This window comes from Bradyrhizobium sp. 482_C4_N1_8, from assembly GCF_052075965.1.
GTDB lineage: Bacteria > Pseudomonadota > Alphaproteobacteria > Rhizobiales > Xanthobacteraceae > Bradyrhizobium > Bradyrhizobium barranii.
Genome location: NZ_CP197231.1, coordinates 6,467,586 through 6,492,567 on the forward strand (window position 1 = coordinate 6,467,586; position 24,982 = coordinate 6,492,567).

Consider the following 24,982-nt stretch of genomic DNA (forward strand, 5'->3'; position numbering starts at 1 on the left):
CCGGCTCGCGCCGACGCCTGCTGCTAGCCTCCCCGAAAGGGGCCCACGCAGTGCCGTAGCCCGGATGGAGCGAAGCCTAATCCGGGACGGGCGTTTCTGCGCGCGCAGACCGCGGATTGCGCTTTGCTCCATCCGGGCTTACAGGCCTTGCCCCGCTCCCCGGGAAAACCTGGCACCCTGCTCTCCGCCAATCGACTGACGCAACCAGCAGTGGATCGCGCGACCGGAAACATCTGGCAACCCCGCCCGCCCCTTGATCTCGGTTCCGCTCTCCAATAGCAACTATGGCGAGAATGTGTCCCGGGTGGGGAAGTCACGATGTGGCTGTTTTTCGTGGTTGCCTGGTTTGTCCTGCTAGCCGCCATCGCGATCCTCGCCCAGCAGGCGTTTGGTTATGACGTCGCGCACTTGCCCGCCCTGTTTGCGGACCTGCCTATGCCGCAGCGTCTCGCAACCGGCGCGATCGTGACGCTCGGGCTGGCGCTGATCGGCGCCCCCGCCTGGCGGCTCTCGCGTCAGGACCGGCGCCTCAATACCCTGCGCGACCGCCTCAAGAAGACCCGCGAGGATGTCGTCGTCGCCCACGCCCTGCAAAACCACCTCGACGCCACCGTCCAGCACCTGATCGAAAGCGATCCCCGCGAGGCCGTCTCCGCCCTCCATGACAAGCTCGGCGAGACTGAGCAGCGCGCCCTGCTCCAGCAGGGCCGCAACGAATCCACCGACATGCACGACCAGCTCGCCGAGATCCGCCGGCGCCAGCAGGGGGTGCGAGAGATGGTGGGAAAGGTCGCCGATCAGCGGCGCGCGGTCGAGCCTGTTTTCACCGAGATCCGCGACCGCCAGAACCAGCTCGAACGCTCCCTGCTCGACCTCGAGACCGACGACCGCAAGAACAACCTCGCCGACCGCCTGAAAGATGTTGCGCGCGACGTATCGGCGCTGCTGTCACGGGTGAACGCGGTCCAGGACACTTTCGTGACCCTCAGCCAGTACAAGGAAGATCTGGCGAAATCCCATGCCGAGCTGGTCCCGCTGCGCTCGTCGGACGCCGGCATCAATGCCCTGATCGGCGAGCTCGGCCTCAGCCATGACCGCCTGGCCAAGAGCATCGACGAACTCGAGACCGGCGGCGAGGCGCCGCTCGACACTCGCGTCGAGACGCTCTCGAAGAACAAGATCGAGATCGCGCAGCGCCTCGCCCGCATCGACGACAGCTTCAACATCCTGAAAGCGATCCGGCTCGATTTCGAGGAGCTCGGCCAGCGCCAGGCCCTGCTCGAACGCTCGCTCGCCGACGTCGAAACCGACCCCGACGGCAAGACCCTCGTCGACCGCCAGAACGCGCTGAACGATTTCGTCCTCCAGTCGCGCCAGCGCCTCGGCGTGTTGCAGGAGACGCTGGCGACGCTGAACGCGTTCAAGACGGAGCTGTCGAAGTCGCAGGCCGACCTCGTTCCGCTGAAGGCGCCGGTGTTCGGCATCGAGGCCCTGATCGCGGAGGTCGGCACCACCCGCGATCTTCTTGCGAAAACCGTCGGCGAGATCGAGGCGAACGGCGACGTCACCCTCGCCTCACGCGTCGATGCCCTCGCCAGGAGCAAGCGCGAGGTCGAAGACCGCCTCGCCCGCATCTTTGACAATTTCAACGCGCTCGATGCCTTGCGCAAGGACATCGGCGGCATCTTCTCGACGATCCGGAACAGCTTGAACAGGATCGGGTGAGAGACGCGTAGCAGCAGCGTAGGATGGGTAGAGCGCAGCGAAACCCATCATCGCTCCCCGCGCAGATGGCCGATGGGTTTCGCTGCGCTCTACCCATCCTACCGACCAGGCCGCGCAGCCCGAAACATCCAGACACATCACATCCCTGTACACCCGATCAATGCCGCCAACATGTCCCGCGGGTGCCGCAACTTGGACGCATTCGGCCGCCTTCTATGAGGCGTGTCTGGGGGCACGGCCGTGCCGTGTTTGGACCAAACCTTCTAGGGGTATGACTGTGAAGAAAATTGTAATTGCTCTGGGTGCGACGCTTGCTCTGGTGACGGCTGCGAACGCTGCGGATCTGCCGCGTCGCCAGCCCGTTCCCGTCTATCCTGCGGAGCAGGCGCCGATCGGCAAGATGCCGATTGGCAAGAGCCCGATTGGAAAGGCCCCGATCGGCAAGGCGCCCGGCCCGGTCGCTGCGCGCTACTGACGCGCAACGGAAATACGCGCAAGAAATCTGCGTAAGCGGCCGGTAGTCGAGGGGCACAACGTGACGAACACATCTGATCGATCGGGATCCTGCATCCTCGCGGGATTCGCTCTCGCGGCGATGCTCGCCTGCACCACCCCCTCGGCCTCGGCCCACGAAGCGAACAAGCGCGTTGCCGACGCCAATGCGCTTGCTACGACCGACTCCGCATCACGACCGGCGCCGCAATCGACGCGGCGCCCCGTCGCGCGCGCAGAGAAAGGTCCCTACTACGTCGACTTCCGCGCGCGGACGGCGGCGAGCTGGGGCCATGCGTTCGTCTGGTATGGCAAGACCAGCGAGCGCGCCGTCGAAGTCGCGGGCCTCACGCCCGCCGGCGACACCTGGGCTTATGTGCTCGGTCACCTCACCTGGGTGCCAGCCGAAACCGGCGCGAGCTACGGCGATCTCGATCCGGACTATCTGACCGCGAACTACCGCGTCTATCTGAGCGAAGCCGACGCCAAGCGCGTCTTCGCCTATATCAAGAAATTGCAGGCGAGCTCGCCGGTCTGGAACGCTGAGACCACCAACTGCACCGGCTTCATCGGCGACATCGCCGAGTTCATGGGCCTGCAGGTCCCCTACCGCTGGCAGCGCCCGGAAAAATTCGTCAACAGCCTCAAGGAAATGAACGGCGGCCGCCAGATGGTGCGGCTGTCGGCGGAGTAGCCGTTATTCGCCTTTGACATGATTGGCGAGCATTCCTCGACAGTGCTATTGTAGGTGGTGAGCAGGCGCTGCGGGAAAGCGTCTGGCGTAGCGTAATCAAAACTCAATCGAGGCAAGACCGAGGACTATAAGCAACGCGCCCAGGTGCCGCTCATCCGTTCCACAACCTTCACGGAGGTCGAGATGGCTAACAATCAGACGGGCTCAAGTGCTGACCGGTTGAAGCATCCATTTCTCGAAAAGCTCGGCGCGATACCGGCCGCAGCCGAGGGCCTCTTCGCATACAGCGCGAAGATCGTATGCGGCAAGCAATCCGAGGCAAGCTGCTGTTGTGTCGCCGGCGCCCGGCCGGGCGTGTATGCGACCGAGGTCAACATTCAAAATCTCAACCTGGTGACGGCACCGGTTCTGAAGTTCGTCGTGCCCTTGATCAACTCGGGCGCTGTTGTTGCGCGTGAACCCGACGTCGCCGATCCGACCACGTTCGCTGCACGTCAGGTAGAGGTCATCAAGCTTCCTCCGTTGGGGGCGACGATGGATGATTGCTGCCGTATCGCAGAGATGCTGCTGGGCGCGACCCCGAGCGGAGACACCGCGCTCACCATCGCTATCTTGACGATTGTCAGCCAATTCGAACTGTCTGTCTCCGTCGTCTACACCGCGAACCCTCTGAGCGGAGACGGCATCAGCATCGACGTCGAGTATATTCCATCGCGACTCCTGCGGCTTCGTGGCCAAGGTTGACGCGGGATCCAGTTGGCGCTCGGCCTTCCGGGCACCCTTGGAGCAGCACCTTTGCTACCTCTCCGCCGTCGCCCCTTTTCGTCAGGACGACGGCAGGAGAATACGCCAAGCGCCCCGCACCAAAATTATCCGCCCCACGGAATCCCCTCACGCCTCGCATGATCGCCCCGCCCCCACCGCACGGCGGCGCAATAGACATTTCCCGACCCCGGCGGCATCCTGCCGCCATCAACCGATAACAGAGCGCCACGCGAGGCGGGGGAAACAGATCATGCTGCAGACACGGTTCACAAAGCTCGTCGGCGTCGAGCACCCGATCGTCCAGGGCGGCATGCAATGGGTCGGACGCGCCGAGCTGGTCGCCGCGGTCGCGAACGCCGGCGCGCTCGGCTTCATCACGGCGCTGACCCAGCCGACCCCGGAAGACCTGACCAAGGAGATCGCGCGCTGCCGCGACCTCACCGACAAGCCCTTTGGCGTCAACCTCACCATCCTGCCCGCGATCAAGCCGCCGCCCTACGCCGAATACCGCGCCGCCATCATCGAGGCCGGCATCACCGTGGTCGAGACCGCCGGCAACAAGCCGCAGGAGCATGTCGACGAGTTCAGGAGGCATGGCGTCAAGATCGTGCACAAATGCACCAGCGTCCGCCACGCGCTCTCGGCCGAGCGCATGGGCGTCGACGCCATCTCGATCGACGGGTTCGAATGCGCCGGCCACCCCGGCGAGGACGACACCCCCGGCCTGATCCTGATCCCGGCCGCCGCCAACAAGATCAAGATCCCGATGATCGCCTCGGGCGGCTTTGCCGATGCCCGCGGCCTCGTCGCCGCCCTGGCGCTCGGCGCCGAGGGCATCAACATGGGCACCCGCTTCATGGCTACCAAGGAAAGCCCGATCCACCAGCTCATCAAGGAGAAGATCGTCGCCAATGACGAGCGCGAGACCGAGCTGATCTTCCGCACCATGCGCAACACCTCGCGCGTTGCCAAAAACGACATCTCGACCAAGGTCGTCGCCATGGAGAAGGAAGGTGCGAAGTTCGAGGACATCCGCGAGCTGGTTGCGGGCGCCCGTGGTAAGATGGTCTATGCGACCGGCAATTCGGACGAAGGCATCTGGTCGGCGGGCCAGGTGCAGGGCCTGATCCAGGACATCCCGAGCTGCGCCGAGCTGATCTCCCGCATCGTGCGCGAGGCCGAAGCCATCATTCGCAGCCGGCTCGAAGGCATGATCGCTCATCCGAGCGCACAAGCCGCTGAATAATCACTGCAAGAAGCGAGAGTAATTCATGAAGGCTTATGTCTACGGCCCTGACGGCGCTCAGATTTCCGACGTCGCTCAACCAAAGCCTAAGGGCACGCAGGTGCTGGTCCGCGTCCGCGCCTGCGGGCTGAACCGCGCCGACACCGGCATGCGCAAGGGCCACGCCCACGGCGCCGCCGGCGGTGCCGGCACCGTGCTCGGCATGGAATGGGCCGGCGAGGTCGCCGAGCTCGGACCGGATGCCAAGGGCGTGAAGGTCGGCGACCGCATCATGGGCTCGGGCGGCGCGGCGTTCGCCGAATACACCCTGGCCGATCACGGCCGGCTGTTCCGCGCGCCCTCGAACATGAACTTCGAGGAAGCCGCCACCCTGCCCGTCGCGCTCGCGACCATGCACAACGCGGTCGTCACCGTTGGCGGCGTTCAGCCCGGGCAAGCCGTGCTGATCCAGGGGGCGAGCTCCGGCGTCGGCCTGATGGCGATGCAGATCGCGCGGCTCAAGGGTGCCAAGCTCGTGATCGGCTCGTCGACCGATCCCTATCGCCGCGGCCGGCTCAGGGAGTATGGCGCCGACCTCGCCGTCGACTCCTCCGACCCCAAATGGGTGGACGAGGTGCTGAAGGCGACGAACGGCGAAGGCGTCGACCTCATCGTCGACCAGGTCTCGGGCAAGGTCGCGAGCCAGAACCTCGCCGCCACCAAGGTCAAGGGCCGCATCGTCAATGTCGGCCGGCTCGGCGGCACCCATGCCGACTTCAACTTCGACCTGCATGCCGCGCGCCGGATCGACTATGTCGGCGTCACCTTCCGCACCCGCACCATCGAGGAGGTCCGCGAGATCTTCGACGAGGTCCGCAAGGACATCTGGGGCGCGGTCGAGTCACGCAAGCTGCAGCTGCCGATCGACAAGGTCTATGCCTTCGCCGACATCGACAAGGCGTTCGAGCACATGGAGGCGAACAAGCATCTGGGGAAGATCGTCGTGACGCTGTGATCCCTGGCCGGGCGACGAGCGCGCGGTCTCGTAGGGTGGGCAAAGCGAAGCGTGCCCACCACAGCGGTTGATCAGGAGACACTCGTTGGTGGGCACGGCGCTACGCGCCTTTGCCCACCCTACGAGACTGAGCCGGTGGCATAAGCGAGCATTCAATTCGGAAGCATTCGCAATAGTTTCGCTCCTGCAACTCACTCGCGACTACAGCTGTGGATCGTCGCTTGATGTTCAGCCCTAGGCTGCTAAATCCCGGGCCATGAGCGCACAGCACAACAAGACCTCGGTCGCCGCAATCTCGATCTTCGCCAGCGGCGGCATGGCAGCGGCCAAGTTTGCGGTCGGGATCGCGATCGGCTCGCTGGCGCTGATTTCCGAGGCCCTGCATTCCTCGATCGACCTGGTCGCGACCATCATCACCTGGGCGGTGGTGCGGGTGTCCGACAAGCCGGCCGACGAAGAGCACCATTACGGCCACGGCAAGCTGGAGAGCATCTCCGCGCTCGGTGTCACCGCCCTGCTCTACGTGCTGGCCGGGGGCATCCTGGTCGAATCCTACAGCCGCCTGCGCGAGGGAACTCCGCCGCCGACCATCTCGGCCGTACCGTTCGTGGTGCTGGTGATCGACATCGTCGTGAACTTGTGGCGTGCCCGCGCCCTGCACCGCGCCGCACGGGAAACGCGCAGCCAGGCGCTCGCGGCGGACGCGCTGCATTTCGCCTCCGACGTACTCGGCTCGTTCGCCGTGATCATCGGCCTGATCCTGGCCGCCCTCGGCTTCTGGTGGGGCGACGCCGCGGCGGCCGCCGCCGTCGCCGTGATGATCGCCCTGCTCGGCCTGCGCATGGCCGGCTCGACCGTGCAGACGCTGGTCGATCGCGCCCCCGAGGGCGCGCAGGAGAAGGCCACGGCCGCGATCCTTGGCGTGCCCGGCGTGATCGACGTCGAGCGGCTGCGGCTGCGCATGGTGGGCGCGACCACGTTCATCGACACCATCGCGAAGGTGCCGCGAACCTATCCGATCGACCGCGTCGAGGAGATCAAGCGCAAGGCGCAGGCGGCGGTCGACAAGGCATTCGGCGACGCCGACCTTACCTTCACCGCCGTCCCCGTCGCGCGCGACAACGAGACCGTGCGCGACCGGATCATGGTCATCGCACACAATTCCGGCCTCGCCATCCACCACGTCACGGTGCACGACCTAGGCGCCAAGCTGATCGTCGGCATCGACCTCGAGGTCGACGCCGGGATGCAGCTCGACGCCGCCCATGACATCGCCAACACGCTGGAGCGCAGCATCCAGGAGGAGTTCGGCGCCGACGTCGAGGTGGACGTCCATATCGAACCATTGGAACCGGAACTGCCGTTCGGGGTCGATGCCGTGCCGGAACGGGTGCGGGCCATCGCCTCCGCCCTGACGGAATATGCCGCCGGCGGCGAGATCTACGACATCCACAATGTGCGTGTCCGCAACACCGACGCCGGCGAGATCGTCAATTTCCACTGCCGTGCCACGCCCTCGATGAGCGTGATCAAGGTGCACGAGCATGTCGACGCGATCGAGCGCGCGCTGCGCCGCGCGTTCCCGGGCGTGAAGCGCGTGATCAGCCACGCCGAGCCACCGCGGGCGTGACGCGAAATGTGCGGGGAGTCACACGTTCTCGTTTCGGACTCGCCACGCACGTAAGTTTGCGGACGCAAAATGCGCAAACTGCGCGTTGGATAAGAATAAATTCGCGTTAACGATTCGTTGACTCTCGACAGCCTGCGAAAACTGGATTCAAATCGGTCATGATTCGGAAGCGACGTGGGGCTGCTTCCGAACTCAAGTTGCAAGCAGGTTTTCCAGGGGGCAGAAGGCATGTCGCGTGCAGACGCCGCGAACGTGCGCGTCCAATCCGATTCAATCAAGGGATTGGCGCAATCGATCGCGAAACCTGCCTATCATCGGCTCCTGATCGCGGAGCCGGCGCTGCGCCGCGCCGTGCCGACGCTGATCATCGCCTTCCTGGTCACGATCTGTCTCGGCGCGTTCGTGCAGGTCGTCGATCAGACGCGCCAGAAGCGGCAGGTGCTCCGCCACGACATCTCGGCGCTGGCCGACCTGCTCGCTGAGCGGATCGATCGCCTGACCTCGTCGCGGCAGGAGCGGCTCAAGAACATCGAGAACCTGCCGACGCTGCTGCCCGATCTCATCCCGTCCTGGGGCACGGCCTCCGGCCGCCACGTCGTCGTCACCTCGGCCGGCGTCGATCGCCGCATCCTCGCCCGCATTCCGATCGACCGCGACCCCTCAGGCAACGACCGCCTGCTCGATGCGATCACCACGGCGCAACTGGTCGCGGCGCCGCCGCGCGACAACAACGTCTCCGACATGACGCTGCCGAACGGCAACGCCGCGATGGCGACCTCGCGGCAGATCAAGTCGCTGCCGGGCCTCGTCACCGTGATCCAGGAGCGCAACGAGCCGATCTGGGGCTCGGACGCCGCGCTCTCGGTGACGCTGTCGGCGACCACCGGCTTCGTCGTCCTGATCCTCGGCTTCGCCTTCCACTGGCAGTCGACGCGCGCCCGCGAGGGCGACCTCATCAACGACGCCGTGCGCGGCCGCATCGACACCGCGCTCAACCGCGGCCGCTGCGGCCTGTGGGACTGGGATCTGTCGCGCGGCCGGATCTTCTGGTCGCAGTCGATGTTTTCGATGCTCGGCCTCGACGGTCGCAACGAGCTCCTCACCTTCGGCGAGGTCAACGCGCTGGTGAAGTCCGACGACATCGACCTGTTCGAGATCGCCGACCAGCTCATCTCCGGGAAGATCGACCATATCGACCAGACCTTCCGCATGCAGCACGTCGACGGTCACTGGATCTGGCTCCGCGTCCGCTGCGAGAAGACGCACGGGGCGACCGATTCCAGCGTGCACCTGATCGGGATCGCCGTCGACATCACCGAGCAGAAGAGCCTCGCTGAACGCACCGTCGAAGCCGACCTCCGCCTGCGCGACGCCATCGAGACCATTCCGGAGGCCTTCGTGCTGTGGGACGCGAGCGACCGCCTCGTGCTCTGCAACTCGCACTTCCAGCGCCTGCACAAGCTGCCCGACAGCGCCGTCATCCCCGGCACCTCCTACGAGACCGTGCTCGAAGTCGGCCGCATGCCGGAGGTGCGCACCCGCCACAACGAGACGGCCAGCCAGGGTCCGGGCGCACGCACCTTCGAGGCGCAGCTCGACGACGGCAGCTGGCTGCACATCAGCGAGCGCCGCACCAAGGACGGCGGCTACGTCTCGGTCGGCACCGACATCACCCGCATCAAGGAGCACGAGCAGAAGCTGGTCGACAACGATCTGCGCCTGCGCGCCACCGTCATCGACCTGAAGCGCTCCCAGGCCGCGCTGGAGCGCCAGACCAACGAGCTCGCCGACCTCGCCGAGAAGTATCAGCGCGAGAAGACCCGCGCCGAGGAAGCCAACCAGACCAAGTCGAAATTCCTCGCCAATATGAGCCACGAGCTGCGCACGCCGCTCAACGCCATCATCGGCTTCTCCGAGATCATGGGCTCGGGCATGTTCGGCGAGCTCGGCTCGGAGAAGTACCAGGAATACTGCCAGGACATCCTGACCAGCGGCCATTACCTGCTCGAAGTCATCAACGACATCCTCGACATGTCCAAGATCGAAGCCGGCCGCATGAAGCTCGACATGGAAGAGCTCGACCTCGGACAGACGCTCGCGGAGTCCCTCCGTGTCGTCTCCGGCCGCGCGCAGGACAAGCATCTGACGCTCGACGCCGGGATCGAGAAATCGATCTCGGTCGTTGCCGACCGCCGCGCGACCAAGCAGATCATCGTCAACCTGCTCTCCAATGCGGTGAAGTTCACGCCCGACGGCGGACGCATCGTGGTGCGCAGCCGGCAGCTCGACGACAAGATCGTGCTGTTGATCGCCGACACCGGCATCGGGATCGCGCCGCATTCGCTGGCACGGCTCGGCCGCCCCTTCGAGCAGGTCGAAAGCCAGCTCACCAAGACCTATCACGGCTCCGGACTTGGACTTGCGATCGCGCGCTCGCTGGCGCAGCTCCACGGCGGCTCGATGCGGCTCCGCTCGAAGATCGACGTGGGCACCGTCGTCCGCGTGACCCTGCCGCGCGATGCGATCAAGGCGGCGTCCGGGATGTCGGCTGCGGCCTAGAGCATGGCGGGAAGCTCGCCTGCGGCCATCCTTCGAGACGCCCGCCTCCGGCGGGCCCTCAGGATGAGGGCGGAGTACGCGGCAGCTGTTTCAACGAACGCCGATACAACGGAGCCTCATCCTGAGGAGCCCGCGAAGCGGGCATCTCGAAGGACGAGGCGCTTGCTCGGGCCCTCCCGCTCTGGCCCCTACAGCTGCAGCGACGGCGCGACTTCGCGCGCGACGTTGACCAGCGCCGCGATCAGCGGCGTCATCGGATCGCGCTGCGGGATCACCATGCCGATGCTGTAATTGACATCAGGATCGGTGATCGGGATCGAGCGCACCGTATCGGACAGGCCGAGCGTCTCGGCAAGCTTGGCCGGCATCACGCTCGCCCAGCGCCCCGTCTTCACATGCGTGAACAGCACGAGCAGCGAGTTCGAGGTCAGGGTCGGCGTCGCCTCCGCGCCGACCGAGCGGAGCGCGCGATCGATGATGCGGCGGTTCTGCATGTCGGGCGTCAGCAGGCACAGCGGCACCTGGCCGACCTCCTTCCACGTCACCGTCTCGCGATCGCCGAACATTCCGTCCGGCGCGGTCAGCAGACGATAGCTCTCGTTGTAGAGCGGAATGGTGCGCACCTTGCCGATCGGCTCGTTCTCGATATAGGTCAGCCCCGCATCGACCTCGAGATTTTCGAGCAGCCCCAGCACCTCGGATGAGGTGGTGGACTGGATGCGGAAGCGCACCTCGGGATGCTTGGCGCGGAACGGCGTCGTCAGCTGGGCGACCATGCCGAGCACGGTCGGGATCGCCGCGATGCGGATTTCGCCGGAGAGCTGATGCTTCAGCCCGTTGATCTCGTCACGCATGGCGCGGGCATCGCCCACGATCCGCCGCGCCCAATCCAGCGCCCGCTCGCCCTCGGGGGTAAAACCCTGGAAGCGGGAGCCGCGCTGCACCAGCATCACGCCAAGGATCTCCTCGAGCTGCTTGAGCCCGGTCGACATCGTCGGTTGCGTCACGCCGCAGACTTCTGCAGCGCGTCCGAAATGCCGCTCCTTCGCCAGCGCCAGCAGCAGTTCAAGCTTGTCGATCAACCGGTCGTCCCCTCGGATGCCATCGTGGCATGCAAGCTAGCACGGCGGGTCATTACCAACACGGAAAAACCGGCAAGCGGAACGCGATTAATTGCATTTCCGTATCGTCCGATTGCACTTCCAAATCGATCGGAATTCGCAATCGCAGCATGAGACAGCTTTATTGATCTTCGAACGATTCCAAATAGTTTGCGATCAAGGGACGCTCAATCTGAGAACAAAGAATGACAGCGGTTTACGAGCCTTGGGACGAGACGCGCGGCGCCGAGATCATCGCCGAACATGCGAAGCAAGAGGGCGCGACGCTGGTCATCCTGCACGCCCTTCAGGAGGCGTTCGGCTATGTGCCGGAGGCGGCGATTCCCATGGTGGCGCAGGCGTTGAATCTGTCGCGCGCCGAGGTGCATGGCGTGTTCACATTCTACCATGATTTCAGGCACAAACCCGCCGGCCGCCATGTGCTGAAGCTTTGTCGCGCGGAAGCCTGTCAGGCTGCGGGGGGCGATGCTCTCGCCGCGCGCGCCGAAGCGAAGCTTGGCGTGCCCCTCGGCAAGACCACCGCCGATGATCGCGTCACGCTGGAGCCGATCTACTGCCTCGGGCTGTGCGCGACCGCACCGTCCGCCATGCTCGACGGCCGCCTCATTGGCCGGCTCGATGAGAAGCGCCTCGATGCACTGGTCGCGGAGGCACAGCGATGAGCATGCGTCTATTCGTCTCCCGCGACGCGGGTGCGATTGCGGTTGGCGCCGACGAGGTTGCGCTGGCGCTGGAGCAGGATGCGGCCAAGCGCGGCGTTGCAGTCGAGATCGTCAGGACTGGCTCGCGCGGCATGTACTGGCTGGAGCCGCTGGTCGAGGTCGCGACGCCGCAGGGCCGGATCGCGTTCGGCCCGGTCACCGAGGCCGATGTGCCCTCCCTGCTCGATGCCCTCGCCAGCAACACGCCGCATCTGCTGCGGCTGGGCGCAACCGAGGAGATCCCCTGGCTGAAGCGCCAGACCCGCCTCACCTTCGCCCGCTGCGGCGTGATCGATCCGCGCTCGCTCGACGACTACCGCGCCCATGACGGCTATAAGGGCCTCGAGCGCGCGCTGTCGCTCGGCTCGGATGCGATCCTCGCCGAGGTCACCGCATCCGGCCTGCGTGGCCGCGGCGGTGCGGGCTTCCCGACCGGCATCAAGTGGAAGACCGTCGCGCAAGCGAAGGCCGACCGCAAATTCATCGTCTGCAACGCCGACGAAGGCGACAGCGGCACCTTCGCCGACCGCATGATCATGGAAGGCGACCCCTTCCTGGTGATCGAGGGCATGACGACCGCCGGCATCACCGTCGGCGCGACCAAGGGCTACATCTACATCCGCAGCGAATACCCGCACGCAGTCGAAGCGATGAACGCGGCCATCAAGGCAGCAAAGCGCGGCGGCTATCTCGGCGACAAGATCGGCGGCTCCACCTACAGCTTCGATCTCGAAGTGCGGGTCGGCGCCGGCGCTTACGTTTGCGGCGAAGAGACCTCGCTGCTGGAAAGTCTCGAAGGCCGCCGCGGCCTGGTGCGCGCCAAGCCGCCGCTGCCCGCGCATCACGGCCTGTTCGGCAAGCCGACCGTCATCAACAACGTGCTGTCGTTCGCCGCGATCCCCTTCATTCTCGCCGAGGGCGCCAAGGCCTATGCCGATTTCGGCATGGGCCGCTCGCGCGGCACGATGCCGATCCAGCTCGCCGGCAACATCCGCCATGGCGGGCTGTTCGAGACCGCGTTCGGCGTGACGCTTGGCGAGCTCGTCGACGACATCGGCGGTGGCACGTTCACGGGCCGCCCGGTCCGCGCGGTGCAAGTCGGCGGCCCGCTCGGCGCCTATTTCCCGCGCGCGCTGTTCGACACCCCGTTCGACTACGAAGCCTTCGCCGCACGCGACGGCCTGATCGGCCATGGCGGCATCGTCGTGTTCGACGACAGCGTCGACATGCGCAGGCAGGCGCGCTTCGCCATGGAATTCTGCGCCATCGAATCCTGCGGCAAGTGCACGCCCTGCCGGATCGGCTCGACCCGTGGCGTCGAGACCATCGAAAAGATCATCCGCGGCGAGCGCGTGAGCGAAAATCTCGCGCTCGTCGAAGACCTCTGCAACACCATGAAATTCGGCTCGCTCTGCGCACTCGGGGGCTTCACGCCCTACCCCGTGCTCAGTGCATTGAAGCATTTCCGGGAAGATTTCATCCCGGCCCCGACCACGCTTCAGGCCGCGGAATAGGAGAACGACGATGTCTCTGATCGAAGAAATCGACTACGGCACACCGCGCTCCAAATCGACGACGATGGTGACGCTGACCATCGACGGGAACCAGGTCACGGTGCCCGAGGGCACCTCGATCATGCGGGCCGCGATGGACGCGGGCCACCAGATCCCAAAGCTCTGCGCGACCGACATGGTCGACGCGTTCGGCTCCTGCCGTCTCTGCGTCGTCGAGATCGAGGGCCGCGCCGGCACGCCGGCCTCCTGCACCACGCCCGTGATGAACGGCCTCGTCGTGCACACCCAGAGCGAACGGCTGAAGAAGCTGCGCAAGGGCGTGATGGAGCTCTACATCTCCGACCATCCGCTTGACTGTCTCACCTGCGGCGCCAACGGCGATTGCGAATTGCAGGACATGGCCGGCGCCGTGGGCCTCCGCGACGTGCGCTACGGCTACGAGGGCGAGAACCACGTCTTCGCAAAATCCCATGGCGAGATCAACGCCGCCTGGATGCCGAAGGACGAGTCCAATCCTTACTTCACCTACGATCCCTCCAAGTGCATCGTCTGCTCGCGCTGCGTCCGCGCCTGCGAGGAAGTGCAAGGCACCTTCGCACTGACCATCTCTGGCCGCGGCTTCGACAGCCGCGTTTCGCCCGGCATGAGCGAGAGCTTCCTCGGCTCCGAATGCGTCTCCTGCGGCGCCTGCGTGCAGGCTTGCCCGACCGCGACGCTGACGGAAAAGTCGGTGATCGAGATCGGCCAGCCCGAGCACTCCGTCGTCACCACCTGCGCTTATTGCGGCGTCGGCTGCGCCTTCAAGGCCGAGATGCGCGGCGAGGAAGTCGTGCGCATGGTGCCGTACAAGGACGGCAAGGCCAATCGCGGCCATTCCTGCGTCAAGGGCCGCTTCGCCTGGGGCTACACCAACCACAAGGAGCGTATCCTCAACCCGATGATCCGCGAGCGGATCGAGGATCCCTGGCGCGAAGTGTCCTGGGATGAGGCGTTCTCGTTTGCCGCTGCCAAGATGCGCGGCATCCAGAAGAAATACGGCCGTGACGCCATCGGCGGCATCACCTCGTCCCGCTGCACCAACGAAGAAACCTATCTGGTGCAGAAGCTGATCCGCGGCGGCTTCGGCAACAACAATGTCGACACCTGCGCCCGCGTCTGCCACTCGCCGACCGGCTATGGCCTGTCGCAGACCTTCGGCACGTCGGCCGGCACGCAGGACTTCGACTCGGTCGAGGACACCGACGTCGCGGTCATCATTGGTGCAAATCCCGCCTCCGCTCACCCGGTGTTCGCGTCGCGCCTGAAGAAGCGGCTGCGCCAGGGCGCAAAGCTGATCGTAATCGATCCGCGCCGGACCGAAATGGTGGAATCACCGCACGTGAAGGCGCTGCACCTGCCGCTGATGCCCGGCACCAACGTTGCGGTCGTGACCGCGCTGGCGCATGTCATCGTCACGGAGGGCCTCGCCAACGAAGCCTTCGTGCGCGAGCGCTGCGACTGGGCCGAGTTCGAGGAATGGGCCGCCTTCGTCGCCCAGCCGAAACACAGCCCGGAAGCCACCGCGATCCTCACCGGCGTCGATCCGCAGGTGTTGCGTGAAGCCGCGCGCATCTACGCCACTGGCGGCAATGGCGCGATCTATTACGGCCTCGGCGTCACCGAGCACAGCCAGGGCTCGACCACCGTGATCGCGATCGCCAACCTCGCGATGGCGACCGGCAATATCGGCCGCCCCGGCGTCGGCGTGAACCCGCTGCGCGGCCAGAACAACGTGCAGGGCTCTTGCGACATGGGCTCGTTCCCGCACGAGCTGCCCGGCTATCGCCACATCTCGGGCGACGCCGTGCGCGACCAGTTCGAAGCGCTCTGGAACGTCAAGCTCAACCCGGAGCCGGGCCTGCGCATTCCCAACATGTTCGATGCCGCAATCGAAGGCACGTTCATGGGCATCTACGTGCAGGGCGAGGACATCCTCCAGTCCGATCCCAACACCAAGCACGTGGTGGCGGCGCTGTCGTCGATGGAATGCGTCATCGTTCACGACCTCTTCCTGAACGAGACCGCAAACTACGCCCATGTCTTCCTGCCCGGCTCGAGCTTCCTCGAGAAGGACGGCACCTTCACCAATGCCGAGCGCCGCATCCAGCGCGTCCGGAAGGTGATGTCACCGAAGAACGGCATGGCCGACTGGGAGGTCACCATCGCCCTCGCCAAAGCCATGGGCTTCGAGATGAACTACAGCCATCCGTCCGAGATCATGGACGAGATCGCGGCACTGACGCCGACGTTTACCGGCGTCTCCTACGCCAAGCTCGACGAACTCGGCTCGGTGCAATGGCCCTGCAACGAGAAGGCGCCGGAGGGCACCCCGGTGATGCATATCGGCGGCTTCGTCCGCGGCAAGGGCAAGTTCATCGTCACGGAATATGTCGCGACCGACGAGCGTACCGGCCCCCGCTTCCCGCTGCTGCTCACCACGGGCCGCATCCTCAGCCAGTACAATGTCGGCGCGCAGACAAGGCGCACCGAGAACGTGGTCTGGCATGCCGAGGACCGGCTCGAGATTCATCCGCACGACGCCGAGCAGCGCGGTGTACGCGACGGCGACTGGGTGCGGCTCGCGAGCCGTGCGGGCGAAACCACGCTGCGCGCGGAGATCACCGACCGCGTCTCACCGGGCGTCGTCTACACCACCTTCCATCACCCGGACACGCAGGCCAACGTCATCACCACCGACTATTCGGATTGGGCCACCAACTGCCCCGAATACAAGGTCACGGCGGTGCAGATCTCGCCGTCGAACGGCCCGTCCGACTGGCAGAAGGCCTATGACGCGCAGGCGCAGCACTCCCGCCGCATCGCGCCGGCCGAGGCCGCGGAGTAACGGCATGCACGTGCCGGTCCAGGCCATCGACCGCGAGATCTGGCGCGACGGTGCCGCGTCCGAAGGCACGCGCCTGATCCCGGAGGAGACGCCGCTGGCGCTGACCTATAACGGCGGCAGCTATGCCGTCATGATGGGGACGCCGCAGAACCTCGAGGATTTTGCGGTCGGCTTCAGCCTGGACGAAGGCATCATCAGGTCGGTCGACGACATCAAGTCGCTCGAAGTGGTCCGCCTCGACGACGGCATCGAGCTGCGCATGTGGCTGGCGTCGGAAGATGCCGCGCGCATCAGCGAGCGGCGGCGGCACATTGCCGGCCCGACCGGCTGCGGCATTTGCGGCATCGATTCAATCGCCGAGGCCGTGCGGCCTGCGGCCGTCGTCCCACCAGGGTCCAGCTTCACGCCGCAACAGATCATGACGGCGATACAGGCGATCGCGCCCCTGCAATCGATCAACATGCAGACGCGCGCGGTCCACGCCGCGGCCTTCTGGTCGCCATCGAATGGCATTGTGGCCCTGCGCGAGGACGTCGGCCGCCATAACGCGCTAGACAAGCTCGCAGGTTCGCTGGCGCGCAGCCGGACGGACGCTAGCGTGGGCATGGTGCTGCTGACGAGCCGTGTCTCGGTCGAGATGGTGCAGAAGACGGCCGCAATCGGCGCCCCGGTGCTGGTCGCCGTCTCGGCGCCCACCGCGCTCGCGGTTCGCACCGCGGAAGCCGCCGGCATCACGTTGATCGCGATTGCCCGCAGCGATGGGTTTGAAGTATTCACGCACCAGAGTCGCGTTACGGCTCATCGTGCTCAGGAGATTATCGATGTCGTCGCCTGACCGCCTCGTCTACATGGCCAACCAGATCGGTACCTTCTTCAAGAGCCAGGGCCACGACAAGGCCGTGCCGGGGATCGCCGACCACATCAAGAAGTTCTGGGATCCCCGGATGAAGCGCGCGATCTTCGCCCATCTCGACGCGGGCGGCGCAGGCCTGGAGCCGAACGTGCGCGAGGCTCTCACCTCGCTGAAGCAGACGACGTCCCTTCCAGCAGCGCCGTAAATACGCGCCTCACCTCGCTCTGCGTTTCCTTCACGCGCGCCTCCAGCGACGAGAAGTCGGGCGCATCGCCGGCGCGCGCCATCACGCGCTGAAGGTCGGTGCCGGCGGTCTCGGGCTTGAAGCCGTCGCTGACGCAGAGCCGCAGGATCTGCGTCAGGTCGTGATAGAGCCGCGCCGCCGCGCGAAGGATCTCCGCCTCCGATTGCGGGAGCACGTTGAGCTTGGCGGCGTTGTCCAGAACCTGAAGGGTGCTGACGTCGAGAATTTCAGGCTTGTCATGGGCGTGCACGAGCTGGAGATATTGCGCGATGAAGTCGATATCGACCATGCCGCCTGCAGCGTATTTGAGATCCCAATGGTCGCTCTCGCCCTTCTCCTGCGCGATGGCGCGCCGCATGTCGGCGACGTCGTTGGCAATGGTCGCCCGATCGCGGCGGCGGGTCAGGACATCGCGGATGATACGCTCGATCCGCTCACGGAATTCATCCGAGGCCGATACCACGCGGGCGCGGGTCAGGGCCATGTGCTCCCAGGTCCAGGCCTCGTTGGCCTGGTAGTCCGCGAATGAGACGAGGCTCGACGCCACCGGACCGGCGCGTCCCGACGGGCGCAGCCGCATGTCGATCTCGTACAGCACACCGTAATTGGTGCGTGTGGTGAAGGCACTGATCAGGCGCTGGGTGAAGCGCGCGAAGTAGTGGGCGCCCTGAAGCGATTTGGCCCCGTCGGAGTCCGGATTGTCGCTGTCGAAATCGTACAGCAGGATCAGGTCGAGATCGGACGATGCCGTCATCTCGCGGCTGCCGAGCCGGCCCATCGCGATGATCGCGGTCTCCTGATCCTTGATACGTCCGTGTTGGGCGGCGAAGCGTTCGGCGACAAGATCGTGCACGGTGTGGACGATGCCTTCGGCGACATCGGCGAAAGCCGTGCTGGCCTGCTGCGCCGAGACAGTACCGGAGAGAATGCGCGTGCCGATCAGGAACAGGCTCTCCTGCCCGAACAAGCGGAGACGGTCGAGAAATTCCTCATAGGAGTCGGCGTCGCGCACCGTCGCGGCCAATCGCGCCGACAATTCCTGCTTGTCCGGCATCGCGCCGAAGAATCTGGGATCGATCAGGCCGTCCATGAGCTGCGGCTTCCGCGCCAGCATCTCGCCGAGCCGCGGCGCCGCGCCGAGCACCAGCGCCACGAGCGCGACGAGATCGCGGTTCTGGCCGAGCAGCGTGATCAGCCGCCCGCCAAGCTGGAGTGCCTGGAGGAACTGATCGAACGCCACGACGGCGCGATCCGGCTCCTCGGCCCGCGCGAGGCCGTCGATCAGGGCCGGCACGAATTCGACGAAAGCGCTTCGCGTCTGGTCGTTGCGGAACACGCGGTAGTCGCCTGTGATCCAGTCGCGTATGGTCTGCGCGAGCGCGGCCGGCTTCTTGAAGCCGAGCGTCGTCAAATATTGCAGCAGGCGCGGATCGTCAGGACCTGCGCTGTAGTCGAGCGCCGGCAGCTTTGCCGTGCCGGTCGGGTCATCGCCCTCGAACAGCTTTTCGTAATGTCCCTGCACGATCTGGAGCTGCCGCAACAGGTCGCGCGCAAAGGCTTCGCGATCCGGATAGCCAAAGAAGCGCGCAAAGCGCTCGACCGCCTCCTTGTCGTCGGGCAACGCATGGGTCTGCTCGTCGGCGATCATCTGGAGGCGGTGCTCGACGCGGCGCAGGAATTCATACGCAATGGTCAGCTCGTCACGCGCGGCAAAGGTGATCCAGTTGCTGGTGGCGAGAATATCGAGCGCAGCGAGCGTCGGCCGCACCCGCAACTCCGGATGGCGACCGCCGGCGATCAGCTGCTGCGTCTGCGCGAAAAATTCGATCTCGCGAATGCCGCCACGCCCGACCTTGACGTTGTGCCCCTCGACCGCGATCTCGCTCTGGCCGCGATAGGTCTGCATCTGACGCTTCATGTCGTGGACGTCGGCAAGCGCGGCGAAGTCGAGATGCTTGCGCCAGACGAACGGCGCGATTTCGGCGAGCAGCGCCTCGCCCGCTTTGGCATCGCCGGCGCAGGCACGCGCCTTGATCATCGCAGCACGCTCCCAGGTGCGCCCTTCCCGCTCGTAATAGTTCAGCGCGGCGTCTCGCGAAATCGCCACTTGCGTCGAGGACGGATCGGGACGCAGGCGCAGGTCGACGCGGAAGACGTAGCCGTCATAGGTACGCTGCTGGAGAATGCGCGCCACGCCCTGCGTCACCCGCACGAAGAACGGCTGCGGCTCGATGTCGGGTGCGAGCGTCGTGGCATCGGGATCGAAGAACACGATGAGGTCGATGTCGCTGGAATAGTTCAGCTCGCCCGCCCCCATCTTGCCCATCGCGAGCACGATCAGGCCGCAGCCCTCTTCCGGAGCTTCGGGATTCGGCGGCAGGATCTTCCCACGTGCGGCTTCCTGCCGCAGCTGGTACTGGAGCGCCGCCTGCACCGAGGATACCGCGACATCGGTCAGCGCCGCCGTCACCCGCATCACCGGCCAGACGCCGCCGATATCGCACAGCGCAGTGAGAAGCGCCGCTTCGGCCTTCATCCTGCGAAGCAGCCGCATCACCTCGGCTTCGTCGCCTGCCGCGAGCACCGCGTCCCTCGCCTCCGCGATCAGCAGGGCGAGATGCGCATCCGGATCGCATTCCAGCAACCGGATCAGCCGCAGCGGGTCAGTGCGCACCAGATCGAACAAATAGGGCGAGAATTCTGCGATGCCGGCCAGAATATCCCGCGCGAAGGGATGAGCCAGCAACACGCCAAGACGGGCCGATTGCGCCGGCTCGAGCTCGGCCAGCCAGCTTTCAAGACGTCGTTCGTCGGTGGTGGAAGCGGCAATATGGGGAGCCTCCGCAAAGCGCGCGGCGAGGCTCTCACCAGTCTTGTCCGCGTTTCCCGGCGCGGAGTGGTTCATGCCACCTTCTGTGGCACATCCTGCATTGGCGGAGCAACCCTGTCGCCGGCGCGCGCCGGGAGCACCAGCGTGGCGACGAGGCCAGGCTGGGCATCACCCAGCCGCAATTCTCCGCCATGCAACGTCGCAACCGCGGCGGCAAGGCTGAGACCGAGGCCGGAGCCCGGCAGCGTGCGGCTGGCTTCAAGCCGCACGAATCGCTCGACGACATGCTTGCGGTCGGCTTCGGGGATACCAGGGCCACGATCGGTGACGCTGAGCAGCACCTGGTCTCCCTCGCGCCTCGCCTCGATGATGATCTGCCTGGAGTCCATGCTGACCACGGTTCCACCGGTCTGCGCGACCGGCTTGCCGTACTTGATCGCGTTCTCGACCAGGTTGGCGAGCGCCTGGCTGATCAATTCGCGGTTGGCGTGAACCGGCGTCGGCTCGGCCTTGACCTTCAAGGTCATGCCATCGTCCTCGGCCAGCGGCTCGTAGAGCTCGTGGATGCCGCCCGCGACTTCGGCGGCGTCGAAATCATCCATGTTGCCACGCGCCTGGCCGGACTCGGCGCGCGCGATCATCAACAGCGCATTGAAGGTGCGGATCAAGCCGTCGGATTCCTCGATGGTCCGCTCCAGCGCCGCTCGGTAATCGGTCTCGCTGCCCGATTTCGCCAGCGCCTCCTCGGCGCGGTTGCGCAGACGCGTCAGTGGCGTCTTGAGGTCGTGGGCGATGTTGTCGGAGACTTCCTTCAGCCCCGCCATCAGCGCCTCGATCCGCTCCAGCATCGCATTGAGGTTTTCCGCAAGACGATCGAGTTCGTCGCCGCTGCGCCCCACCGGCAGGCGCCCGCTGAGATCGCCGGTCATGATGCGCTGCGCGGTGCCGGTCATCGCATCGATGCGCGTGAGCACGCGGCGCGCGACGAAGATGCCGCCGCCGAGGCCCAGCACGACCACGATCAGGATCGACCATTGCGCGGCCTTGGCGACGATCCCGAACAGGCGCCGCCGCTCGTCGAGGTCGCGGCCGATCAGGAGGCGGAAACCGTTTTCGAGCTCGGTGACGCGCACCAGCGCGCGATGGTCGCGCTCGTCGGCGTCCTCGATCCGCTTGTAGGCCGTCTCCGACCAACCGCGCGTCGCCATTACGCCCGGCGCCAGCGAGCCGACATTGCCGGCGATCGCCTGCCCGGTCGGCGTGGTCACGAGATAGAGGTTGGCGCCCGGCCGCAGCGCCCGGTACTCGATCGCGAGCACGAGGCCGCGCAGGCCGCGACGGCCGTAGATCTCGTTGATCTCCGAGGTCTCGGCATTGACCGTCTGCGTGATTTCCTCGGTGATCAGCCGCCGCGTATTCCAGGCGAAATAGCCGAGCAGCGAGGCCGCGAAAATCGCAAACAGGAACAGGTAGACCAGCGTCAGCCGGAATGCCGTGGTGCGGACGAGTTTACCGAATGCCGTCACGGATCCGGTACCCAATCAGAGCGCTGCGCGTGCTATCACCGGTCATCGCAACTTCTCATATTCTCTTTTTGTTTCAAGCAGTTACCGCATCTTATGCTGTCTGGTTCCCGGCCGTCTCTGGCGAAAAAGCGGCAAGTTGGCGCGACTCTCTTCCGAGGCATCTGGTCAGTGGAATGGAACGTTAAAGTGGCACTCAATTCGAACCAAGTTAAATCCCTGCAAGCTGGCGTTCATGCGGACGGCGGGGCTATCTGGTCATGGGCGGGAGCGGCGATCGGGTGTGGCCTTCCGCTTCACTGACCTTGACGGTAAACGGCGCGCAAATGGTGTTCGCCGCGACGTACTGACGTTGAGCGGCGCGCCCAACCATGCCCGCGAATACAAGGTCATCTTGAAACGCGATGGCGTCGATCCGCGCGTCGAGAAGCGTCCCGGCAAGACGTGAGGCTTGGACCGCAAGCCACTGAACTTTGCGAGATCACGGAATGGCACCCGCCCCGGCCGATGCGCCATTTCCTCGACACGCCGACGCGAAAGGACGGCGCGTGACATCCGGCGTCGTCCGCCGCGATAACACATAACATATCGAACGACGCACCTACATCAGTTCATATCAAACTGTTGCAAATGTGTATTATTTGTTCGCTAGAGAAAGCCATCAACGTTACGGGGGCTGGCGTCACAACTCGGCGGGCCGGGCTCGGTCATGGCAAGACCATGAGTCGAGATACTCCTAGCTGGTAGAGTTATGCGACGATCAATGCCTCTCCCGCTGCCCTTGGGACCAGACAGGGTGAGATGCCCCGGTCAGGTGGAATTTCGCTGCGGTCGTGGCAGCGCCTTTTTGCTCCGAGCAACCGCCCGCCCGCCGAGGATGTGATCGACGATGGACATGCCGTTGCACAGAACCCGCGTCAACTATAGCGGTGGGCGGGAAGAAGCTTCGTCCTCGATGTCGGCCTTGATCGACCAACTGTCCGGACTGGCCCGGCGACAGTATCGGGTCATTCTCATCGTGCCTGCCGTGGCCATAGCCATCGGCCTGCTCTATCTGCTGGTCACTCCCTCGCAATACACCGCGACCGCTACGCTTTTGATCGACAGCAGCACGCTGCGGGTCCTGCAGAACCAGTTGCAGCCGCAGGGGGATATTCCGCTCGACACGCTTCAGGTGGGCTCCCAGGTCGAAATTCTCGCCTCGCGCAAGCTGGGACTCGACGTTGTAAGAAGCCTCAAGCTCGCCGACGATCCGGAATTCGCCGGTGGCTGGAGCCTGTTCTCGCGTCCGGACGTCACCTCAAACACGGTGGAAGAACGCGAGCAGAGGGCGCTCGATGAGTTTCTGGCCCACCGCTCTATCACGCGCGGCGACAAGACTTATGCGCTGAACATCTCATACACGTCGCGTAGCCCCGAGACCGCGGCCAAGGTCACCAACGCGATCGCGGAGGCCTATATCGACGACCAGCTCGGCGCAAAATACCAGACAGTCACCCGCGCAGGCGCCTGGCTGCAGGACCGGATCAACGAGCTGAAGTCGAAGGCGGCGACAGCCGATCGCGCCGTCCTGGAGTTCAAGGAAAAGAACAACATTGTCGACCTCGGCGGACCGAACGTATCGGCCGGCAGCGCGAGCCGGCTCATCGGCGAACAACAGCTGTTCGAACTGAACAGCCAGCTCGCCGCCGCCCGCGGCGCCACCAGCGAGGCCAAGGCCCGGCTCGACCGGATCGAGCAAGTCCGGAAAATGGACGTCAGCGAGGGCGCCGTCGCAGATATCCTGAAAAACGAGGTCATTACGCGGCTCCGCAATCAGTATGTCGACCTGTCTGCGCGCGAGGCCAACATCTCGACGAGATATGGTGCGGACCATACGGCCGCGATCAACCTGCGCGACCAGATGGAGGAAACGCGCCGAAACATCCGCGGGGAGCTCGGACGGATCGCTGGCAGCTACAAGAGCGATTACGAGATCGCCAAGACGCGCGAAGAAAGTTTGGAGCGGTCGCTGGCCAGCCTGGTATCCGAGGGCCAGCTCACCAACCGCGATCGGCTTGGATTGGCCGAGCTCGAAAGCTCGGCCAAGGTATATCACACGCTCTACGACACTTTCCTGCAGCGTTATATGGAGGCGATACAGCAGCAGTCGTTTCCGATCACCGATGCACGCGTGATCAGTCCAGCCGTCGCGCCGAAGAAGAAGAGCAAGCCGGTGGCGTCATTCGTCCTTGCCATCGCGCTCACGATGGGCCTGATGGCGAGCTTTGGAATTGCAGCCTGGCGCGAGGCAGTCGACGGCGTCTTCCGCACGGGATCGCAGGCCGAACAGGAATTGGGCGTCCGTTGTCTGTCGGTGATTCCGCTCGCGGCTGGACAGGCACCTCGTGCACCATCACCTCCGCGATCGATCGCGACCGGATTCGATGCAGAGGCCGGTCGACTGGGTCCGCCGCCGCAAACCGTGGAGAACGTGGCGGCGGATACACCCCATTACGCATTCATCGATCCGTTGAAGCGACGCGCAGTCGACGATCCGATCTCGGTCTTCACCGAAGCGTTTCGCGCAATCAAGATGAGAGCGTGGCTGGAATCCACCATCCGCGAGAACAGGCTGATCGGCATCACCTCGACCGTCGCGGGCGAAGGCAAATCCACCGTTGCCGCGAACCTTGCGTCGCTGTTGGCCGATGCCGGTCGACGCGTGATCCTGATCGACGCGGACCTTCGCAATCCTACGCTTGCCCGCTCGCTCACGCCACGGCCGTCAGCCGGATGGCTGGAGGTGCTGAGCGGGAAGATCGATCTCGCACAGGCCACGGGTCGAGACGCCGCCACGGGACTGGCACTGCTGCCTCTGCTGCTGACCGAAGCTCCGGTCCATTCCGACGAGGTGCTGGCATCGCAGGGATTTCGAACCCTGCTTGATCGACTGCGCGAAAGCTATGATTATGTTATCGTCGACCTTCCGCCGATCGCACCTGTCGTCGACGTGCGTGCGATCGTCCCGGTGATCGACTCCTTCGTGTTCGTGGTAGAATGGGGAAGCACCAGGATCAAGGCGGTGCGGCGCCATCTGCTAGCCGAGCCGGACCTTCACGATCGCCTGCTTGGCGTGGTGCTGAACAAGGCCGATCTGAGGGTTCTCGAAAAATTTGAGCAGCCGGGTGTTTATCAGAATGGATACTACAGAAGTGGCAGCTAGAG

The 24,982-nt window shown here is 65.0% G+C and carries 18 protein-coding genes; 15 read left to right on the forward strand and 3 right to left on the reverse strand.

Translation table 11 applies throughout. The annotated features are described in order from the left end of the window. The first annotated feature begins 318 nt into the window (after positions 1 to 318). The 8 genes from AB7Z56_RS30930 to AB7Z56_RS30965 all read left to right on the forward strand — a co-directional run bounded on the left by AB7Z56_RS30930 (position 319) and on the right by AB7Z56_RS30965 (position 10,105). Complete coding sequence (locus AB7Z56_RS30930) at positions 319 to 1,725, forward strand: hypothetical protein (protein ID WP_231144476.1); 1,407 nt, start codon at positions 319 to 321, stop codon at positions 1,723 to 1,725. Between the two features lie 271 nt (positions 1,726 to 1,996). Continuing rightward, on the forward strand, positions 1,997 to 2,200 hold the full coding sequence (locus AB7Z56_RS30935; RefSeq protein ID WP_063984531.1) for a hypothetical protein: 204 nt from the start codon (positions 1,997 to 1,999) through the stop codon (positions 2,198 to 2,200). A gap of 60 nt (positions 2,201 to 2,260) precedes the next feature. Then, entirely contained in the window at positions 2,261 to 2,911 is a 651-nt protein-coding gene (locus AB7Z56_RS30940) for a hypothetical protein (protein ID WP_063984532.1), read from the forward strand. A 183-nt stretch (positions 2,912 to 3,094) separates the two neighbouring features. Further along, on the forward strand, positions 3,095 to 3,655 hold the full coding sequence (locus AB7Z56_RS30945; RefSeq protein WP_187387764.1) for a hypothetical protein: 561 nt from the start codon (positions 3,095 to 3,097) through the stop codon (positions 3,653 to 3,655). A 271-nt stretch (positions 3,656 to 3,926) separates the two neighbouring features. Continuing rightward, on the forward strand, positions 3,927 to 4,922 hold the full coding sequence (locus tag AB7Z56_RS30950; protein WP_063984534.1) for an NAD(P)H-dependent flavin oxidoreductase: 996 nt from the start codon (positions 3,927 to 3,929) through the stop codon (positions 4,920 to 4,922). A 25-nt stretch (positions 4,923 to 4,947) separates the two neighbouring features. Further along, complete coding sequence (locus tag AB7Z56_RS30955) at positions 4,948 to 5,916, forward strand: quinone oxidoreductase family protein (RefSeq protein ID WP_063984535.1); 969 nt, start codon at positions 4,948 to 4,950, stop codon at positions 5,914 to 5,916. 256 nt (positions 5,917 to 6,172) lie between these two features. Next, the gene (locus AB7Z56_RS30960) at positions 6,173 to 7,546 is read left to right on the forward strand and encodes a cation-efflux pump (protein WP_063984536.1); all 1,374 of its coding nucleotides are present in this window, start codon (positions 6,173 to 6,175) and stop codon (positions 7,544 to 7,546) included. 228 nt (positions 7,547 to 7,774) lie between these two features. Continuing rightward, entirely contained in the window at positions 7,775 to 10,105 is a 2,331-nt protein-coding gene (locus AB7Z56_RS30965; protein WP_063984537.1) for a PAS domain-containing sensor histidine kinase, read from the forward strand. A gap of 188 nt (positions 10,106 to 10,293) precedes the next feature. Here the strand turns inward: AB7Z56_RS30965 and AB7Z56_RS30970 are convergent, their stop codons facing one another. Beyond that, positions 10,294 to 11,187: a LysR family transcriptional regulator gene (locus AB7Z56_RS30970; RefSeq protein WP_014496684.1), complete on the reverse strand. Its 894-nt coding sequence runs from the start codon at positions 11,185 to 11,187 to the stop codon at positions 10,294 to 10,296. Positions 11,188 to 11,411: 224 nt separating this feature from the next. Between AB7Z56_RS30970 and AB7Z56_RS30975 the strand changes: the two genes are divergently transcribed. Genes AB7Z56_RS30975 through AB7Z56_RS30995 form a run of 5 tightly spaced genes read left to right on the forward strand, consistent with a single transcriptional unit; the run spans position 11,412 to position 17,383 of the window. Next, complete coding sequence (locus tag AB7Z56_RS30975; RefSeq protein WP_014496685.1) at positions 11,412 to 11,888, forward strand: formate dehydrogenase subunit gamma; 477 nt, start codon at positions 11,412 to 11,414, stop codon at positions 11,886 to 11,888. Further along, positions 11,885 to 13,441 (forward strand): formate dehydrogenase beta subunit, encoded by a 1,557-nt coding sequence (locus tag AB7Z56_RS30980; RefSeq protein WP_063984538.1) that lies wholly within the window; start codon positions 11,885 to 11,887, stop codon positions 13,439 to 13,441. The genes AB7Z56_RS30975 and AB7Z56_RS30980 overlap by 4 nt, the downstream gene beginning before the upstream one ends. A 10-nt stretch (positions 13,442 to 13,451) precedes the next feature. Then, positions 13,452 to 16,325 (forward strand): formate dehydrogenase subunit alpha, encoded by a 2,874-nt coding sequence (gene fdhF / locus AB7Z56_RS30985; protein WP_063984539.1) that lies wholly within the window; start codon positions 13,452 to 13,454, stop codon positions 16,323 to 16,325. A gap of 4 nt (positions 16,326 to 16,329) precedes the next feature. Further along, entirely contained in the window at positions 16,330 to 17,160 is an 831-nt protein-coding gene (gene fdhD, locus AB7Z56_RS30990; protein WP_063984540.1) for a formate dehydrogenase accessory sulfurtransferase FdhD, read from the forward strand. Continuing rightward, a complete protein-coding gene (locus AB7Z56_RS30995) occupies positions 17,147 to 17,383 on the forward strand; it encodes a formate dehydrogenase subunit delta (RefSeq protein ID WP_028151503.1) in 237 nt (78 codons plus the stop codon). Before fdhD ends, AB7Z56_RS30995 begins: the two co-directional genes overlap by 14 nt. On the opposite strand, the gene AB7Z56_RS31000 is transcribed toward AB7Z56_RS30995, so the two are convergent. Together AB7Z56_RS31000 and AB7Z56_RS31005 are read right to left on the reverse strand one after the other, a co-directional pair. After that, entirely contained in the window at positions 17,340 to 20,327 is a 2,988-nt protein-coding gene (locus tag AB7Z56_RS31000; RefSeq protein ID WP_063984541.1) for a bifunctional [glutamine synthetase] adenylyltransferase/[glutamine synthetase]-adenylyl-L-tyrosine phosphorylase, read from the reverse strand. The two genes, AB7Z56_RS30995 and AB7Z56_RS31000, sit on opposite strands and share 44 nt — an antisense overlap. Next, on the reverse strand, positions 20,324 to 21,778 hold the full coding sequence (locus AB7Z56_RS31005) for a sensor histidine kinase (RefSeq protein WP_063984542.1): 1,455 nt from the start codon (positions 21,776 to 21,778) through the stop codon (positions 20,324 to 20,326). Before AB7Z56_RS31005 ends, AB7Z56_RS31000 begins: the two co-directional genes overlap by 4 nt. A 280-nt stretch (positions 21,779 to 22,058) precedes the next feature. Between AB7Z56_RS31005 and AB7Z56_RS31010 the strand changes: the two genes are divergently transcribed. Both AB7Z56_RS31010 and AB7Z56_RS31015 read left to right on the forward strand, forming a co-directional pair. Beyond that, positions 22,059 to 22,223, forward strand: coding sequence for a hypothetical protein (locus tag AB7Z56_RS31010; protein ID WP_231144474.1), 165 nt, complete (start codon positions 22,059 to 22,061; stop codon positions 22,221 to 22,223). 447 nt (positions 22,224 to 22,670) lie between these two features. After that, entirely contained in the window at positions 22,671 to 24,980 is a 2,310-nt protein-coding gene (locus AB7Z56_RS31015) for a polysaccharide biosynthesis tyrosine autokinase (RefSeq protein WP_225048739.1), read from the forward strand. Positions 24,981 to 24,982 lie beyond the last annotated feature (2 nt).

Excerpts from the sequence above, each read along its gene's own strand:
- AB7Z56_RS30930 (WP_231144476.1), top strand. The coding sequence starts at position 319 with ATGTGGCTGTTTTTCGTGGTTGCCTGGTTTGTCCTGCTAGCCGCCATC.
- AB7Z56_RS30935 (WP_063984531.1), top strand. The coding sequence starts at position 1,997 with ATGACTGTGAAGAAAATTGTAATTGCTCTGGGTGCGACGCTTGCTCTG.
- AB7Z56_RS30945 (WP_187387764.1), top strand. The coding sequence starts at position 3,095 with ATGGCTAACAATCAGACGGGCTCAAGTGCTGACCGGTTGAAGCATCCA.
- AB7Z56_RS30950 (WP_063984534.1), top strand. The coding sequence starts at position 3,927 with ATGCTGCAGACACGGTTCACAAAGCTCGTCGGCGTCGAGCACCCGATC.
- AB7Z56_RS30955 (WP_063984535.1), top strand. The coding sequence starts at position 4,948 with ATGAAGGCTTATGTCTACGGCCCTGACGGCGCTCAGATTTCCGACGTC.
- AB7Z56_RS30960 (WP_063984536.1), top strand. The coding sequence starts at position 6,173 with ATGAGCGCACAGCACAACAAGACCTCGGTCGCCGCAATCTCGATCTTC.
- AB7Z56_RS30965 (WP_063984537.1), top strand. The coding sequence starts at position 7,775 with ATGTCGCGTGCAGACGCCGCGAACGTGCGCGTCCAATCCGATTCAATC.
- AB7Z56_RS30975 (WP_014496685.1), top strand. The coding sequence starts at position 11,412 with ATGACAGCGGTTTACGAGCCTTGGGACGAGACGCGCGGCGCCGAGATC.
- AB7Z56_RS30980 (WP_063984538.1), top strand. The coding sequence starts at position 11,885 with ATGAGCATGCGTCTATTCGTCTCCCGCGACGCGGGTGCGATTGCGGTT.
- fdhF (WP_063984539.1), top strand. The coding sequence starts at position 13,452 with ATGTCTCTGATCGAAGAAATCGACTACGGCACACCGCGCTCCAAATCG.
- fdhD (WP_063984540.1), top strand. The coding sequence starts at position 16,330 with ATGCACGTGCCGGTCCAGGCCATCGACCGCGAGATCTGGCGCGACGGT.
- AB7Z56_RS30995 (WP_028151503.1), top strand. The coding sequence starts at position 17,147 with ATGTCGTCGCCTGACCGCCTCGTCTACATGGCCAACCAGATCGGTACC.
- AB7Z56_RS31000 (WP_063984541.1), bottom strand. The coding sequence starts at position 20,327 with ATGAACCACTCCGCGCCGGGAAACGCGGACAAGACTGGTGAGAGCCTC.
- AB7Z56_RS31015 (WP_225048739.1), top strand. The coding sequence starts at position 22,671 with ATGCCGTTGCACAGAACCCGCGTCAACTATAGCGGTGGGCGGGAAGAA.